General features: G+C 53.0%; 19 protein-coding genes. 11 read left to right on the forward strand and 8 right to left on the reverse strand.

The window, feature by feature from the left end; all coding sequences use genetic code 11:
• Window positions 1–3 precede the first annotated feature (3 nt).
• Together AC1WNR_RS03235 and AC1WNR_RS03240 are read left to right on the forward strand one after the other, a co-directional pair.
• Complete coding sequence (locus AC1WNR_RS03235; RefSeq protein ID WP_481643104.1) at window positions 4–705, forward strand: fumarylacetoacetate hydrolase family protein; 702 nt, start codon at window positions 4–6, stop codon at window positions 703–705.
• A gap of 26 nt (window positions 706–731) precedes the next feature.
• Window positions 732–1,577, forward strand: coding sequence for an alpha/beta hydrolase (locus AC1WNR_RS03240; RefSeq protein ID WP_481643105.1), 846 nt, complete (start codon window positions 732–734; stop codon window positions 1,575–1,577).
• 263 nt (window positions 1,578–1,840) lie between these two features.
• Here AC1WNR_RS03240 and AC1WNR_RS03245 read toward each other — a convergent pair whose 3' ends face one another.
• The 7 genes from AC1WNR_RS03245 to AC1WNR_RS03275 form a co-directional block, all read right to left on the reverse strand.
• Window positions 1,841–2,542, reverse strand: coding sequence for an ABC transporter ATP-binding protein (locus AC1WNR_RS03245; protein ID WP_481643106.1), 702 nt, complete (start codon window positions 2,540–2,542; stop codon window positions 1,841–1,843).
• Window positions 2,543–2,545: 3 nt separating this feature from the next.
• Window positions 2,546–3,289, reverse strand: coding sequence for an ABC transporter ATP-binding protein (locus AC1WNR_RS03250; protein ID WP_481643107.1), 744 nt, complete (start codon window positions 3,287–3,289; stop codon window positions 2,546–2,548).
• Window positions 3,289–4,257, reverse strand: a complete 969-nt coding sequence (locus tag AC1WNR_RS03255) for a branched-chain amino acid ABC transporter permease (protein ID WP_481643108.1) — start codon at window positions 4,255–4,257, stop codon at window positions 3,289–3,291. Before AC1WNR_RS03255 ends, AC1WNR_RS03250 begins: the two co-directional genes overlap by 1 nt.
• A 15-nt stretch (window positions 4,258–4,272) precedes the next feature.
• Window positions 4,273–5,196 carry a branched-chain amino acid ABC transporter permease gene (locus tag AC1WNR_RS03260; RefSeq protein WP_481643109.1) on the reverse strand — a complete coding sequence of 308 codons (924 nt, stop codon included), beginning with the start codon at window positions 5,194–5,196 and terminating at the stop codon, window positions 4,273–4,275.
• 76 nt (window positions 5,197–5,272) lie between these two features.
• A complete protein-coding gene (locus AC1WNR_RS03265; RefSeq protein WP_481643110.1) occupies window positions 5,273–6,454 on the reverse strand; it encodes an ABC transporter substrate-binding protein in 1,182 nt (393 codons plus the stop codon).
• Window positions 6,455–6,725: 271 nt separating this feature from the next.
• The gene (locus AC1WNR_RS03270) at window positions 6,726–7,196 is read right to left on the reverse strand and encodes an aromatic-ring-hydroxylating dioxygenase subunit beta (RefSeq protein WP_481643111.1); all 471 of its coding nucleotides are present in this window, start codon (window positions 7,194–7,196) and stop codon (window positions 6,726–6,728) included.
• A gap of 2 nt (window positions 7,197–7,198) precedes the next feature.
• Window positions 7,199–8,455 carry an SRPBCC family protein gene (locus AC1WNR_RS03275; RefSeq protein WP_481643112.1) on the reverse strand — a complete coding sequence of 419 codons (1,257 nt, stop codon included), beginning with the start codon at window positions 8,453–8,455 and terminating at the stop codon, window positions 7,199–7,201.
• A gap of 106 nt (window positions 8,456–8,561) precedes the next feature.
• Between AC1WNR_RS03275 and AC1WNR_RS03280 the strand changes: the two genes are divergently transcribed.
• The gene (locus AC1WNR_RS03280; RefSeq protein WP_481643113.1) at window positions 8,562–8,870 is read left to right on the forward strand and encodes a hypothetical protein; all 309 of its coding nucleotides are present in this window, start codon (window positions 8,562–8,564) and stop codon (window positions 8,868–8,870) included.
• Between the two features lie 11 nt (window positions 8,871–8,881).
• On the opposite strand, the gene AC1WNR_RS03285 is transcribed toward AC1WNR_RS03280, so the two are convergent.
• Window positions 8,882–9,157 (reverse strand): Lrp/AsnC family transcriptional regulator, encoded by a 276-nt coding sequence (locus AC1WNR_RS03285; RefSeq protein ID WP_481643114.1) that lies wholly within the window; start codon window positions 9,155–9,157, stop codon window positions 8,882–8,884.
• A gap of 152 nt (window positions 9,158–9,309) precedes the next feature.
• Here AC1WNR_RS03285 and rfbD point away from each other — a divergent pair, with 152 nt between their 5' ends.
• From rfbD to AC1WNR_RS03325, 8 genes are all read left to right on the forward strand, one after another.
• Complete coding sequence (gene rfbD, locus AC1WNR_RS03290; RefSeq protein ID WP_481643115.1) at window positions 9,310–10,260, forward strand: dTDP-4-dehydrorhamnose reductase; 951 nt, start codon at window positions 9,310–9,312, stop codon at window positions 10,258–10,260.
• Between the two features lie 546 nt (window positions 10,261–10,806).
• Window positions 10,807–11,808 carry a GTP 3',8-cyclase MoaA gene (moaA, locus tag AC1WNR_RS03295; protein WP_481643116.1) on the forward strand — a complete coding sequence of 334 codons (1,002 nt, stop codon included), beginning with the start codon at window positions 10,807–10,809 and terminating at the stop codon, window positions 11,806–11,808.
• Between the two features lie 23 nt (window positions 11,809–11,831).
• Entirely contained in the window at window positions 11,832–12,053 is a 222-nt protein-coding gene (locus AC1WNR_RS03300) for a hypothetical protein (protein ID WP_481643117.1), read from the forward strand.
• Window positions 12,050–12,637 (forward strand): lysophospholipid acyltransferase family protein, encoded by a 588-nt coding sequence (locus AC1WNR_RS03305; protein WP_481643118.1) that lies wholly within the window; start codon window positions 12,050–12,052, stop codon window positions 12,635–12,637. Before AC1WNR_RS03300 ends, AC1WNR_RS03305 begins: the two co-directional genes overlap by 4 nt.
• A gap of 17 nt (window positions 12,638–12,654) precedes the next feature.
• Window positions 12,655–13,194, forward strand: coding sequence for a molybdenum cofactor biosynthesis protein B (gene moaB / locus AC1WNR_RS03310; RefSeq protein WP_481643119.1), 540 nt, complete (start codon window positions 12,655–12,657; stop codon window positions 13,192–13,194).
• Window positions 13,195–13,201: 7 nt separating this feature from the next.
• Window positions 13,202–13,603, forward strand: a complete 402-nt coding sequence (locus tag AC1WNR_RS03315; RefSeq protein WP_481643120.1) for a nucleotidyltransferase substrate binding protein — start codon at window positions 13,202–13,204, stop codon at window positions 13,601–13,603.
• Window positions 13,596–13,910: a nucleotidyltransferase family protein gene (locus AC1WNR_RS03320; RefSeq protein WP_481643121.1), complete on the forward strand. Its 315-nt coding sequence runs from the start codon at window positions 13,596–13,598 to the stop codon at window positions 13,908–13,910. Before AC1WNR_RS03315 ends, AC1WNR_RS03320 begins: the two co-directional genes overlap by 8 nt.
• Before the next feature lies 1 nt (window position 13,911).
• Complete coding sequence (locus tag AC1WNR_RS03325; protein ID WP_481643122.1) at window positions 13,912–15,117, forward strand: molybdopterin molybdotransferase MoeA; 1,206 nt, start codon at window positions 13,912–13,914, stop codon at window positions 15,115–15,117.
• Window positions 15,118–15,211 lie beyond the last annotated feature (94 nt).

The raw sequence follows: 15,211 nt of genomic DNA on the forward strand, positions 1-15,211 counted from the left end.
CAGATGAGCGATAACCTCCTTTTCGCCCCTGTGCCACAAGCAACCGCTGAGATTGCTGGCACCGATGTACGTTTCCCTGTTAACCGTATTTTTTGCGTAGGCCGTAACTACATGGCGCACGCGCAAGAGATGGGCGCGCCGGTCGACAAGAACACGATGGAGCCCTTCTACTTCATAAAAGATGCGCGCACAGCCTTGATTCCCAGTGGTAGCAGCATCGACTACCCGTTGAAGTCCAACAACTACCACTACGAGATGGAGTTCGTCATCGCTATCGATAAGCCCGGCTTTATGGTGGCTGAAGAGGAAGCAGACGAGATTATCTACGGCTACGCCTGTGGTCTGGATATGACTCGCCGAGACCTGCAGTTGATCGCGCGTGAAGTGGGCCGCCCTTGGGATTTCGGTAAGAACTTTGAGCAGTCGGCAGTACTCTCGCCGATCGTTCCGCGCAGCGAAGTGGGTACGATTACCGAAGGTGCCATTGAACTGCGTGTTAACGGTGAAACTAAACAGTCTTCGGACCTCAACATGTTGATCTGGAATGTCCGCGAGATCATCGCGCACCTGTCTCAGTTCTACCATCTGCAACCGGGTGACCTGATCTACACCGGAACGCCTGAGGGTGTGGGTCCGGTGGTATCGGGCGATAAGATTGAAGGCAGCGTAGCGGGTGTTGGCTCGATTGAGTTGACCATTCGTTAAGTCGGATTAGTTAGTAGGGGAAGCGCATGCTCTATCGTAACTTTGCAACCGCAGAAGAGATCCAGGCTGAGTACGATCCTGCTTTAGTCAGCGATCGTGATGCTGCAATAGAGCGCTTCGCCGAATTAAGCGCAGCAGCCACAGAGGCGATGCCAAACTGGTATTCACATCAGTTTGGTGCCACTGAGGCTGAGTACATCGATATCTTCCCCAGCGGCGTCCCTGGGGCGCCTGTGCATATCTTCATCCACGGCGGCTACTGGCGCGCAATGAGCGCTCGCCAGTTTGCGTTCGTGGCGCAGAAATTGGTCGAGCAGGGCGTCACAGTGGTGCTGACCAACTACGGCCTCTGCCCTGATGTGCGCATGGGTGATATTGTTGACCAGACGCGCGAAGCGATCGCTTGGGTCGCACGTAATACGTCCCAGTTAGATGTGGATGCGAGCCGCGTGACGATCTCAGGTCATTCAGCCGGCGGCCATCTTGCGGCAATGATGCTGGCGACTGATTGGACAGGCTACGGCCTACCGAAAGATCTGATAAAAGGTGCGATCCCATTGAGTGGCCTGTTTGATCTGGGTCCTTTTCCGCACTCTTGGTTGCAACCGGCACTCAACCTGACCGATGCAGAAGTGGCTGGAAACAGCCCTCTGTTCCTGCCTGTGCATACCAGCGCCAAGGTGCTGATTCGATATGGCGGCAAAGAGCAGTCCGAGTTCGCGAGACAATCTAACACCTACGCTGAATACCTCGCTTCCCAGGGCATAGACGTGGACTGCAAACCTCAAGAGGGCGCAGACCACTTCACCATCCTAGACCCCTTCCTGCTCGACGAAGCCGAGTTCGTACAGGACATACTCAATTTCGTGTAGAGGCCTCGTGTAGGAGCGATCTGCGCAAAGCGCACGTTCGCGACCGATTAGGGTCGGCCAATACGCTTCGCGTACAAACCTCCTACAGAGCGATCGGCATAAAAGCCTACCTACTTAGGTTGGGTATATTTGTGGGTCAAAAAAGCGGGTGGTACCCCTTTTCTAGACTCTTGTTTGCCAAGGATGGCAAACACGAAGCGCCCAAGGACGGCTCGCAGCGTGTCTAGAAAAGGGGTAGCACCCGCTTTCGGTGGATCTCTCCGCTAAAGGCCTAGGTAGTTATGCCGTGCGTCTTCGTCGGCGTTGAGCTCATCGGAGGTGCCCGACCAAACAACCTGCCCCCTCTGCATGATGTAGTGCACATCTGCCAGCTTCACTAGGTCGTGCAGGTTCTTATCGACGACAAGAATAGACAGCCCGCCTTGGCGAATCTCTGCCAGTGCCTGCCAGATACGCTGGCGCACTAGTGGAGCGAGACCCTCGGTTGCTTCATCAAGAATCAGCAGCTTCGGGTTTGTCATTAGCGCACGGCCGATCGCTAGCATCTGCTGCTCACCGCCGGATAGCAGGTTACCCATAGAGCTGGCGCGCTCGCCAAGCTCGGGAAATATCTCCAACACACGTTCAACCGTCCAAGGATTGTCATTGCCCAGCGGATTGGCCGCGGTGGCAATAAGGTTCTCCATGCAAGTCAGGTTAGGGAAGATCTGACGACCCTCGGGAACCAGCCCCAAGCCCAAACGCGCGATCTTGAAGCTTGGCTGCCCAAAGATCTCTTTGCCTTCAAATTTGATACTGCCGGCCTTAGGTTTTACCACACCCATAATTGAGTTGATGGTCGTGGTTTTACCCATACCGTTACGGCCCATCAGCGTCGCGACCTGACCAGCCTGAATCTCCAGATTCACACCGAAAAGCGCCTGGCTGTTGCCGTAACTGGTCTCTAATGCTTCTACTTTTAGCATCGGTTACTCCTCACCCAGGTAGGCGTGCTGAACTTTCTCGTTATTGCGAATCTCGTCCGGTGTGCCGGTGGCAATAACATGCCCGTAAACCAATACCGATATACGATCCGCCAGCGCGAAGACCGCATCCATATCGTGCTCGATGAGCAGAATGGTGTGGTCGCCTTTGAGCGAAGTTAAGAGTTCGATCATCTTGCCTGTCTCGTCAGGACCGAGGCCAGCCATGGGCTCGTCGAGTAGCAACAGGTCAGCATGTGCAGCCAAAGCTACACCAAGCTCCATATTGCGGTGCTCACCGTGCGAGAGCTCAGAGGTTTTCATCTGCGCTTTTTCGGCCAGTCCTACCTTTTCCAAGATCTCCATGGCACCGTTTTGCAGACGCTTAACGGAACGCGCCGGTTTGAAGAAGCGGAAAGAGTGGCCATCACGCGCCTGCAGCGCTAGGGCGATGTTCTCCTGCACGGTCATATCCAGAATCAGCGAAGTGATCTGGTAAGTGCGTGCAATACCCATGTGCGCACGCGTATGCGGCGGCTGATGGGTAATGTCTTTGCCCTTGTAGATAATCTTGCCAGATGTAGGCGTTACAAAGCCCGATAACTGCGACACCAGCGTCGTTTTGCCGGCACCGTTAGGGCCGATGATAGCATGCAGCTCGCCCGGAATTAGCTCAAGGTTAAGGTCGTCCGTAGCCGTTAGACCGCCGTACTGTTTAACCAGATTTTGTACCTGAAGAATCGCCGACATCACTTATCCTCCTTGCCACGCAGCAGGGCAGAGATGCCGCCACGGCTAAACATCACCACCAGAACTAGCATCAAGCCAAACGGCAGGTGCCAGTAGACGGTGTAACCAGAGAGGATCTCCTCAAGTACGATAAACGCAATCGCACCCCAGACAGGGCCAAAGATGGTCGCAACACCGCCCAGAATCACCATAAACATCAGGTTGCCCGAGCGCGACCAGTCCATCATCTCGGGTGAGATAAAGGCGGTAAAGTTGCCCAGCAGCGCGCCGGCGTAACCACAGATAGCCCCTGAGATTACATATGCAACCAGACGGTAGCGGTAGGTCGGGTAGCCGATCGAGACCATACGCGCTTCGTTACCTTTACTGCCGCGCAGCACCATACCGAAGCGTGAGTTCACCATCAGATGTACCAGCCACATGATCAGCGCCAAAGAGGTGAACGAAATCAGGAAGAACTGAATTGGGTCATCAAGCGAGATCAGCGGGAACTCTGAGCGCATATCAATTACTAGACCGTCATCGCCGCCGTACTCCTCGATCGACATGATCAAGTAGTAGATCATCTGGGCGAAGGCCATGGTGATCATAATGAAATGGACGCCTTTCACTTTCAGGCTGATTGCGCCGGTCAGCAGCGCAAACAGAGCACCAACCCCGATTGCGAGGCCAAAGTGGAAGAAGCCGTTGGTGCTGGCAATCGCATCCCAGCCACCATAGATCTCATGGTAGGCGGGGATGCCGACTGCATAGGCACCTAAACCAAGGAAGGCAGCGTGGCCGAAAGAGATTAAGCCACCAAATCCCAATACGAAGTTAAGACCGACAGCCGCGATCGCAAGGATCACCAAGCGCGTAGCCAAATCGAGATAGAAAGCATTGCCGGTGTAGTAAAAGATGAGTGGCACAATCAACAGCAGCGCCATCATGCCCCAGCTGCTCAGCCCCTTACCCAAAATATTGCGCATCATAAACTCCTTAAATTAACGCACTTTAGGTGGGAACAGACCCGCCGGTTTGAAGTAGAGCACCGATGCCATCAATAGATAGATCAGCATGGACGAGATCGCCGGTGCCGAGTTCTCAGCCGCTTCTGAGGACATAAATAGCGCGAAGATATCGTCCAAAAAGGCGCGGCCTAGCGTGTCGATGACACCGATAATAATGGCTGCGATAAACGCACCTTTCATCGAACCGATACCGCCAACAATGATCACCACGAAGGCCGTGATAATAATGTTGTTACCCATACCCAGCGAGGCTTCGGTAATCGGAGCGATCAGCATGCCCGCAAGGCCTGCCAATACGGCACCCATCGCGAACACGAGCGAGAAGAGCGTTTTGATATCCACGCCCAGCGCAGAGACCATGGTGCGGTTAGATGCACCGGCACGAATCAGCATGCCCAGGCGCGTATAGTTCACCATCCAGAAGAGACCCGCCGCCGAGGCAAGCCCCGCAGCGATAATCAGTAGACGGAAAACCGGAATTTGAATGTCGGAGGTCAGTGACACCTGCCCTTCGAGATAATCTGGCAGCGGTACAGAGATGCCATTAGCGCCCCAGATGATGTGCGCCACGGTATCAATAACCAAGATCGCGCCAAAGGTACCCAGTACATGGTCTAAGTGGTCTCGCTCATAGAGCTTGCGGGCGACAATAATCTCAAACAGATAGCCAAAAATGCCGATCAGCGGTAACGAAATGACCAAGGCGATTAAGAAACTGTCGAAATAGAAGGTCAACGAAGCACAGATAAATGCGCCCACCATATAGAGCGAGCCATGTGCGAGGTTAACAAAGTCCAAAATACCAAAGACGAGGGTCAGGCCAGACGCTACCAAGAAAAGCAGTAGGCCGAGCTGTAGACCATTGAGTCCCTGAATGACCAGAAGTGTGGTATCCACGATGCCACTCCGTGTAATTGGGTAACTTAATTAAAATGAGGGGGCGCAATGCCCCCTCGGGTAGATCAGCAGATGCTTACTTGAGCTTACACTCAGGTGCGTAAGGGTCCTGACCTGGCTCGTATACAGTGCCAACAATCTTCGAAGTCCAAACGCCGTCTGAACCTTCTACGAATTCACGTAGGTAGAGGTTCTGGATTGGGAAGTTGTTGTTACCGTAGCTGTATTTACCACGAACTGAGTCGTAGTTGACCGACTTGAATGCTGCGCGGAACGCATCACGATCTTTAGCGCCATCAGCGGCTTCAACGGCTGCTGCGATCGCCTTAATAGTGTCGTACGCCTGTGCACCGTAGTAAGAGGGGTAGTGACCGTACTCAGCTCTAAAGTCGGCTACGAATTTTTTGTTTGCAGCATTGTCGATGGTTGGGTCCCAGATCTGCGTGGTCTGTGAGCCCAGCGCTGCAGTGAAGCCTGCACCCTGCAGTTTAGGCAGAGAGATCGCGTCGATAGTGAAGGAGGTGTAGAGCGGCATAGACTCTTCAAGACCTGCCTGCTGGTACTGCTTGATGAATGCACCCGCAGCTGCACCAGGGTAGAAGACCCAGATTGCCTCTGCGCCAGACGCTTTAGCTTTTGCCAGTTCTGCAGAGAAGTCTAGCTGAGCATCTTTACCCCATTTGGTCAGATCCTTACCAACGATCTCGCCTTTGAAGGTGCGCTCAACGCCTTTCACCATGTCCTTACCGGCAGCATAGTTTGGCGCCATCATGTAGAGCTTCTTGATGCCAGCTGCATTCATCTGATCACCCATAGCCATTGGGCCCAGGTCGTTCTGTACGCCGACCGAGAACTGGTCCTCGTGACAGAGTTTACCCGCGGCCGGTGATGGGCCTGCGTTTGATATGATCAGGAATTTATCATTATCCAGAACAGACTTACGTGAAGCCAGCAGTACGTGAGACCAGATGTAACCTGCAACGATGTCTACGTTGTCCTGTTTAACCAGACGGTCAGTCGCCTGCTTACCCGTGTCGGGTGCGAAGCCGTCGTCTGCAAAGATGACTTCGAGGTCGTGGGAGCCCGCTTTGCCACCGAGGTGTTTCATCGCTAGGTTTACGGCGTTCTGCATATCCTGGCCGATGATCGCCGCTGGAGTGGTGAGGGTGGTTACGTAACCGATCTTAACTGTGTCTGCGATTGCAGAACCGGCTATAACGCTAGTTGCGAGCGCAACTGCAGCAGTAAGTTTTTTCATTATTCTATCCTGTCGATGGTTAAGCCGAGTATTAGTCAGCTCTTATTCTTATACGTCTGCTCTCACTGTTTTCGTGTCGCTCAGATTCGAGAGCGGCCTCAAAAACATGGTCTATGATGCCGATAAAATCTACATCTTTATGCACTATAATGCAACTTCTTCTGTATTTCTACACTTTGTTGCAGGTTAATGCATGCCCTTATCCTACATAAGTGGATGGATTTTTGTAGTGAAATCGGCTGGTTTTTGCTCCTCTTTGGTTGTAGGTCTCTTAAATCGGGTAGATCAGTGAGTTGAGAATCATATCGTTGTCGAATACACAGATACGCGACTGCAGCTTTAATCCGCCATCAGTCTGTTTCAGCTCATCGATGTAGCGCCCTACATTAAACACCTGCGCGATGCCGTCATTCTTGGTGCGAAAGACGGCGTAGTTTGCTTCAGAGTGAATCCTGTCGCCTTCGGTTCTGATCACTCGGGGCGCCGATACCAGATGGGTTTGGTGATAAGGGTCATGAAAGATCGTTTCGGTGACACCGTAGATACGATCTTTGAGCATTCCCATCCCCTCCATCGAGAGGGTAGCCATCGGTAGATTACGATCGAAGTTCTCACGCGATTGGATGCGATAGAGACAGTCATCGGTGAACATCGCCATCCAGTCGTCCCAGCGCTCTTGATCAATCGCGGCGGCGTTGTCTTGATAAAAATTGGCAAGTTCCAGATAGAGATGGGTCGTCATTTTTAAATCTCCATCATCTTGCGCCAGTAGTCGTACATGCCGCGGATGAGGGTCTCCGAGACCATATGATCGGTGTTTTCTATGCCTCTGCCGCCGAGTTCAGCGAGTGCGCGGTGGAAGGGTTTCTGCTCGAAACCTTGTTGCGAAAACTCTATCACTTCCCCGTCGTCGGCCGAGACAAAGCCGGCCGGCCCAAATAGGTTTGCCTGGCGCAGACGCCGCTGAGTCATCTCAGGGGTGTCATCCTCATACCCGAAGTGTGTCCAGACAAAATCGAATGAGCCGTGGCCATTAGGTTGTATATGGCGGGTGCTCACACTGTTGACCTGCTGTTGCAGAATGACACTGGGGAATATCGTCATCATTACCGCTGTTGGGCCGTTCCACCAAGGCTCCACCTCTACATCAAGGAAGCGTGGATCGTTTAGCTCCATGTGCTCTTTGAAGCTCGAGACATTGGTGGTCTGCTTATCTTTGCCGCCCGATCCGCGAGTGGAGATCATCGCTGCGTGGCGGAAGTGCGGATCCATTTTCAGTTCGGACCGGTTATCAGCGCGCCATAGACCAAAGGTGACAAACCAAGTGTGGAGCAGCCCTGGATGGTAGGGGTCTTTAATGTTCTCCATCATCAGCTTCCAGTTACCCGGAATGCGCTGCTTGTTGTAACCTAGCAGGGTGAGCTTACGGCCGTTAAACATGCGATCGAAGTAGTGCAGCATATCGCTGCCGATATACTCTTCGAACGACTCCATGCCTAGGTCGAAGGTGGCAAAAACCACACCGCCACGACGTGCTACGCGCAGTTTGTTGAGACTGTGTTCGGCGGTGTCAAAATCCTTTGGCATGCCGCCCTTCCACTCGCCGTCTTGCTTTACGCCGCGTTTGAATGGCACGCCGAGAAGCTTGCCTTCGAGGTCGTAGTACCATTGATGATAGGGGCAGGTGAAGTTGTCGGTATTGCCATGGTTTTTGCGGCAGAACTGCATCCCGCGGTGGGCGCAGACATTCTCAATGACCTGGATGTCCGCTTCGCTCGAGCGCACCATAATCACTGAGCGTTCGCCAATAACCGTGCGTTTGAAATCACCGATTTCTGGAATTTCAGCCTCGAGGCCAACGTAACACCAGTGGTTGGTGTAGAAGAGCTTTTCTAATTCGCGTTTGTAGATATCCGCATCGGTGTAGGCCCAGAAGGGGATGCGGCTGGTGTCTAACTGATCCCATACCTGATGAGTCGGTATGATCTGATCCTTGTCCATGAGAGTATGCTGCCCTCTATTCGGGTTTAGTTATTATGGCCCTAGCTAATCACAAACCTTATGATTTGGCACCCGTTAGTTGAACCGCATCGCGATTGGAGAATCAATGTTCCGAGGTATTTTCCCAAAAACGCACTGGAGCGATCTGCTCGATCATCTTGAGCGTGACGCACAAGAGATCGTGGAGGTGGAGATCTGTCGTGATGGAGTGGTAGTCGACCATACACTGGTGTCGTTTATCTCAGAAATTGATGATGACGTGACGCTGCTGATTGAGCGTGATGAGCTGCTGAAGACTCGTACACAGGGGTTGGTGGAGTTGAAGTACGAGTCGAATGACACGCTGCTGGTCGAGGATTCTGCTAGCGGCCAGCGCTGGATCGTGCCGCTGGTGCGGCCGATCTACCTGCACTGATTAAGTGGCTGTCAGAAGCCGACGCCGAACATCGCCTCCAGGTCATGCGACGAGTAGGCCTTGAAGGCGAGCATGGTTTCGGTCGCTTCTATTGCATCAAAACCCGCTAGTCGGTTGGTAATTAGCTCAGACAGCTCGTCGTTAGTGACGACACGTGCCAGTGCTACGAGGTCGTAATTACCGCTGACAGAGAAGACTTCAGTGAAGCCTTTAATGTCGGCTAGTTCGGCAGCGGTCTGCTGGATTTTCTGACGCTGAACTTTCAATAGGACAATTGCAGTTACCACAATTAAATCTCCTCTTTTTGGTCAGTTTAGGCGCTGGTCGTTGTGCTGGACAAGTGGTTCGGCCATTTCGTTGATTTTGTGGGTGAATTTAATGTTCAAACAGCGATTCTTAATTTAATCTTAAGAGGTGTTGTTGCGGGGGCGTGATTTAGGTGTACGGCGATCCAATTAAGGTGTTAGTTACAGGGGCGAATGGCCAGATCGGTCGGGCTTTTGTGCAGCAGGCGAAAGATGAAGAGAACTTCGACGTCGTTGCCTACGACCACAAGCACCTAGATATTTCTGACGCAGCTGTCGTGGATGCGCGCTTGGCTGATGAGCTGCCGCACTACGTGGTAAACTGCTCGGGCTTTAATAGCGTTGACTCTGCTGAGGCGAACTCTAGCCTGGCGATGAGCGTGAATGCTGACGGTGCGGGTAACTTGGCCAAAGCCTGCGCTGAACTCTCTATCCCACTGCTGCATATATCAACCGACTATATCTTCGATGGTCACTACGACAGTGGCTACACCGAGAATGATGAACCTGCACCGCTCGGTGTGTTTGGCAAATCCAAACTGCAGGGTGAACTCAATATCCGCGCGCAACAGCCGCGTCATATTATTCTTCGAGTCAGTTGGCTGTTCAGTGAAACCGGGCGCAACTATTTAACTCGCGTCCTTGAGCAGGCGCGTGAGTACAAGGTACTGCGCGCGGTTGATGATCGTCGCGGCTGTCCGACCTCATCAATGGATGTGGCTCGCGTTCTGATAGCTATTCTTAAACAGCTTGAGTGCGGCTCCGAAGCCTGGGGTACCTATCACTACTCCGGCGCAGAGATCACCACACGCTACGCTTTCACCGAGGCAATTATCGCCGCAGCCAGCCAGTATGAAGAGCTGGCCGTGCGTAAGATCAAACCGATTCCCAGCACCGAAGAGAGCGGCGCCGAGCGTCCAACCTCTGCGGTTCTTAAATGCACCCGTATCCTCAACACCTTCGGTATCCGCCAGCGTCCTTGGCGTGTGGATCTGCAGCGATTAATTCGTGAGATTTATGGCGAGGATGGGTCTAAGGTGGTGCAGCCGACCGTTGAGACTCGGGCTGAGGCGCTTGGATCCTAGATACGGCATGATCGTCCTGTAGGAGGCATCTTCGCGAAGCGAAGGTGGCGACTTTCTGCGTCTTGAGAGGGCTGCTCTGCTCGCGGTGGGGTAGCTAGAGACGCCGTAAACACATCCGTATGGGCTTGGTGTTCGCATCCATGCGAACAACACTCTAGCTATCCCCACCCCGAGCTGAGCAGCCCCCGCGATGTGAGTATCCCGAGTCTCTGAGCTTATAAAGAGTGGTGCGCAGCGTTGCTGCGCTAATTCACCTTCGGTGAATTGAGGCATCGCTCGGGGCCAACTGTAGGAGCTCAATTTATTGAGCGGCCCTCCCACAGTATGCTGAAGAATCGCCGCCGTTTTTTCGGTCAGGCCATGCTGCTGTCCTAGTAATTCATCTTAGTGCAGTGCAGTATAAGGAGGTTCAGCAACAGGGATGTGTTGTGAGCCTGTAAAGATTGATAAAGTTGGGCTCTATTTTCGTGGCAGGCGCGTAGATAGAGAGACATGGGCACTAAAGTGCTATTTAACTGAATAACAAGAAAACACTAAGATTTCAGTATGACAGTCCCACTCAAACTCATCGATAAATTTGGCCGTCACATCGACTATGTGCGCCTCTCCGTCACCGATCGCTGCGATTTCCGGTGTGTCTACTGCATGGCCGAAGAGATGACCTTCCTGCCACGTGATCAGGTGCTAAGCCTGGAAGAGATCTATGAGGTTGGGGCGGCTTTCGCTCGTTTGGGCGTGAATAAACTGCGTCTAACAGGCGGCGAACCGCTAGTTCGTAAAGGTATTCTTTCGCTGATTCGGCGCTTGGGCAAGCTTGATGTTGAGTTAGTTATCACCACCAATGGCTCGCAGCTACCAACGATGGCAGATGACCTTGTGGCTGCGGGCGTGAAGCGCATCAATATCTCTTTGGATACGCTCAACCCAGAGCGTTTTAAGGAACTGACGCGCAAAGATAAGTTCGATCAGGTGATTGCCGGTATTGAGGCTGCGTGCAAAGCAGGCTTCAAGAAGGTCAAGCTCAACGCAGTTATTCTGAAGGGTCGTAACGATGATGAGGTTGTCGATCTGGTTGATTTTGCGCGCGAACGCGGTTTGGATATCTCCTTCATTGAAGAGATGCCGCTGGGTGTAATTAGCGAGCACGATCGTGAAGAGGCTTACTGCTCCAGCGACGAAGTACGTGCGATGATTAACGCGCGCTATCCGTTGACCAAAACTGAAGAGCAGACGGCAGGGCCATCAACCTACTACCGAATGGCTGACTCTGAAACGCGTGTTGGGTTTATCTCGCCTCATTCACACAACTTTTGCTCAGAGTGTAACCGTGTTCGCGTCACTGTTGAGGGGCGTTTGCTGCTCTGCTTGGGCAATGAGCACTCGATGGATCTGCGTGAGTTGTTGCGCTCTGAGCCGGATGAAGCCAAGCGCGCTGCAATGTTAGAGAAAGCATTGATCGATTCGATGGATCTCAAACCTGAGAAGCATCACTTTGATCTGGCCAACGAGCCACAGATTTTACGTTTCATGAACGCCACAGGCGGCTAATTTAAAGCGATTAAAATCCCTGAATGAACGATCGTACTGTCGATTTTTTATCTGAGCTAAGCCTCGGCCAACTTGAGGCGCTTCAAGCTAAATTAAATGCAAAGATAGCCGCTGAGGCGGAGCGAAAGCGCCGCCCCGGCACGATTCCACCGGTTATGTCGAATGACGTCAGTAAGGCCGCGGAGGCACTGGGTTTGGATATCTCCAGTTTGATGCGTGATGTGCAGCGCAAGAGCAGCAAATGATCTCTGCGCTGTGTAGATTGATTCTGAAGTTGATTGGCTGGCGTATCCCTGCTGAGTTGCCAGCAGCAGATCGCTACGTGCTGATCGGCTACCCGCACACATCAAACGTAGACTTTTTTATCGCGATGCTAGCCAAGGGCGCACTGGGCCTGAAATTTCATTTCGTGGCCAAACACACGCTGTTTTGGTGGCCGCTGAGCTCCATCCTTCGCGCATTGGGCGGTATTCCGGTAGATAGGCGCTCAAGCAACGGTTTTATTGGTCAGCTTGTACAGCGCTTTGAGCAAGCCAAAGCGAAGAACGAGCCATTGGTTGTGGGCATGATGCCGGAGGGTACGCGCTCGTACCGTGAGTTCTGGCGATCAGGATTCTACTATTTGGCAGGTGAAGCTGGTGTGCCGCTGGTGGCTGGATACATCGATTACAAAACCAAGACGCTGGGATGGGGGCCGCTGACGCAGCTCAGCGGTAATCCGGAACAGGATCTGGCACAATTAAACGAGTTTTACGCCGATATTCAGGGTAAGTTTCCTGAGAAAGCGGCACCAATACGTTTTCGCTCCGCAGTTGAAAAACGCGGATAAGAGCAAAGGAAGCAGAGATGGCAGCAAGCGATACAAAAGCGAGTTTAGGAATTGCGGTACTGACGGTGTCAGATACACGTAGCTTCGAGAATGATACTTCGGGTGATTACCTGGAGAAGGCGGTAAAAGAGGCGGGCCACGAAATGTTAGACCGTGCTTTGGTGCCTGATGATGTCTACATTCTGCGTGCGCAGGTGTCGCACTGGGTGGCGGACCCTGAAGTTCAGGTGATTGTGAGCACTGGCGGTACTGGCTTTGGCCTGCGTGATTCAACCCCCGAAGCGCTCAAGCCACTGTTTGATAAAGACGTTGAAGGCTTCGGCGAGATGTTCCGTAAAGAGAGCTGGAATAAAATCGGCACCTCCACCATCCAGAGCCGCGCCTTTGCTGGCCTCGCGAATGGTACGCTAATCGTCTGCTTACCCGGTTCTACCGGTGCCTGCCGCGATGGCTGGGCGATTCTGGAGTCGCAGCTCGATAGCACCCACAAGCCGTGTAACTTCGTTGCGCTGCTGAATCAGGTCAAAGAGATGCGCCTCGAGCTGCAGAAAGGCTGATACGAACGTGACCGAAGACAGCCGTTGGAAACAGCGCTTTCAGCAATTTGATAGCGCACACTCCTTGCTGCTGCAGGCGTTAACCATAGAGACGCCGTCAGTGGTTGAGCGCGCGGGTGTCGTGCAGTTTTTTGAGATCTCCTTTGAGCTGGCGTGGAAGTTGTTGAAGGACTATTTAGAGGCTGAGGGCTTCTCTCCAGTCGGCCCGCGCGATGCGATTAAACAGGCATTTCAGTCTGGTTTAGTTGAGGATGGTCACGCTTGGATGCAGGCGTTGACCGATCGTAACCTTACAACGCACACATACAACGAAAAGACAGCTGTTGAGGTAGACGACAAAATTCGGAACCGATACGCACCGCTGTTGGCCGCATTGCACGCCAGTTTCAAGGAGCGGATCGGTGAGTGATACGGGGCTAACTGAGAATGACTTGGATGTCATTGTATCAGCCGTTGCTGCGTTTAAATCGGTTCAGGATCTTGTACTCTTTGGTTCGCGTGCCAAGGGTAGTTATAAACGGGGATCTGATGTGGACCTTGCGCTCAAAGGTGATGAGCTGACGTATGAAGACCTAGTTCAGATCGAACTAGAACTTAATGAGAATCGTCCATTGCCCTACAAATTTGATGTTGTTGACTACCACCGGCTTGATAATCCAGAACTTAAATCACACATCGATAGAGTCGGCGTGAATTTGTATCACCGCGAGGCGTGACTTGAAGAATCTTCCCCCTTTGATGCCGCTAGACGAAGCACGCGATAAGCTGCTTGCGTCACTACCACTCCTCTGTGGGACAGAAACCCTGCCCACCGATCAGTGCGCGGGTCGAATTTTGGCTGAAGACGTGGTTGCGCCGATCAATGTTCCGCCGGCGCCGAACTCGTCGATGGATGGTTACGCAGTGCGTTTTGCGGACCTTGATGGCTCAGAATTACCGGTTAGTCAGCGAATCCCAGCGGGTCATATGCCGCAGCCACTGCAGCCAGGCACCGCAGCGCGCATCTTTACCGGTGCAGAGATGCCACCGGGTGCCGATACGATCGTTATCCAAGAGGATGCACAGGTTACTGAATCCGGCGCCATCCGCGTTACGGATATGCCAAAACCTGGTGAGTGGGTGCGCCCGGCCGGCATGGACCTGAAACAAGGTGAAACCATTCTGACGGCTGGCACGCGCATTACACCGCCCGCCGTTGGTGTAAGTGCGTCAATGGGGCTATCCCATCTCAACGTTTACAAGCCCTTAAGAGTAGCGCTGATCACCACGGGTGACGAACTGGTGGAGCCAGGGCAGCCGCTGGCACCGGGCAAGATCTATAACTCCAATATTCAGATGATCGGTACGCTGCTGGAGCAGGCTGGTTTCGAGTGGGTCCGCATACCTCGCGTCGAGGATGACCGCGAGGCCACCGTTGCTGCTCTGAAAGAGGGTGTTGCGCAGGCGGATGCGGTACTGACCATTGGCGGTGTGTCGGTCGGTGAAGAGGACCATGTGAAAGCGGCGATTGAATCACTGGGTACGCTGAATCTATGGCGCATTCGCTTGAAACCAGGTAAGCCCTTTGCCGCAGCAGAGATAGAGGGTACGCCGATATTCAGCTTGCCAGGCAACCCCATGTCGTCGCTGGTCACCTTCTCACTGTTGGCTCGCCCCTGTTTGATGCACCTGCAGGGCGCTGTTTATAAAGCGCCACTGTCTATACCGGTAGAGGTTGGCTTTTCGCGCGAGGAGCAGAAACGAGATGAGTACGTGCGTGTTGCTCTTATTGATGGCGTCGCGAAAACCTTGGTGAGTCAGAACTCTGGCGTGCTGAGTTCGGCGCTGACAGCGGACGGGCTGCTACATCTTCCTGCATTCGAACCTATTGAGGCCGGGAAGTCTTACGCCTTTATCCCCTTCAGCGCGCTATTGAATACCTAACGGTGTTTATTCCTAAGTGCTGTTTGTAGACAAGAACGATGCATAACGCCCGAGAAACACATAGAATAGGCGGCTAATTCAAGCTATCTCCCTG

It is taken from the genome of Marinobacterium marisflavi (assembly GCF_982447095.1).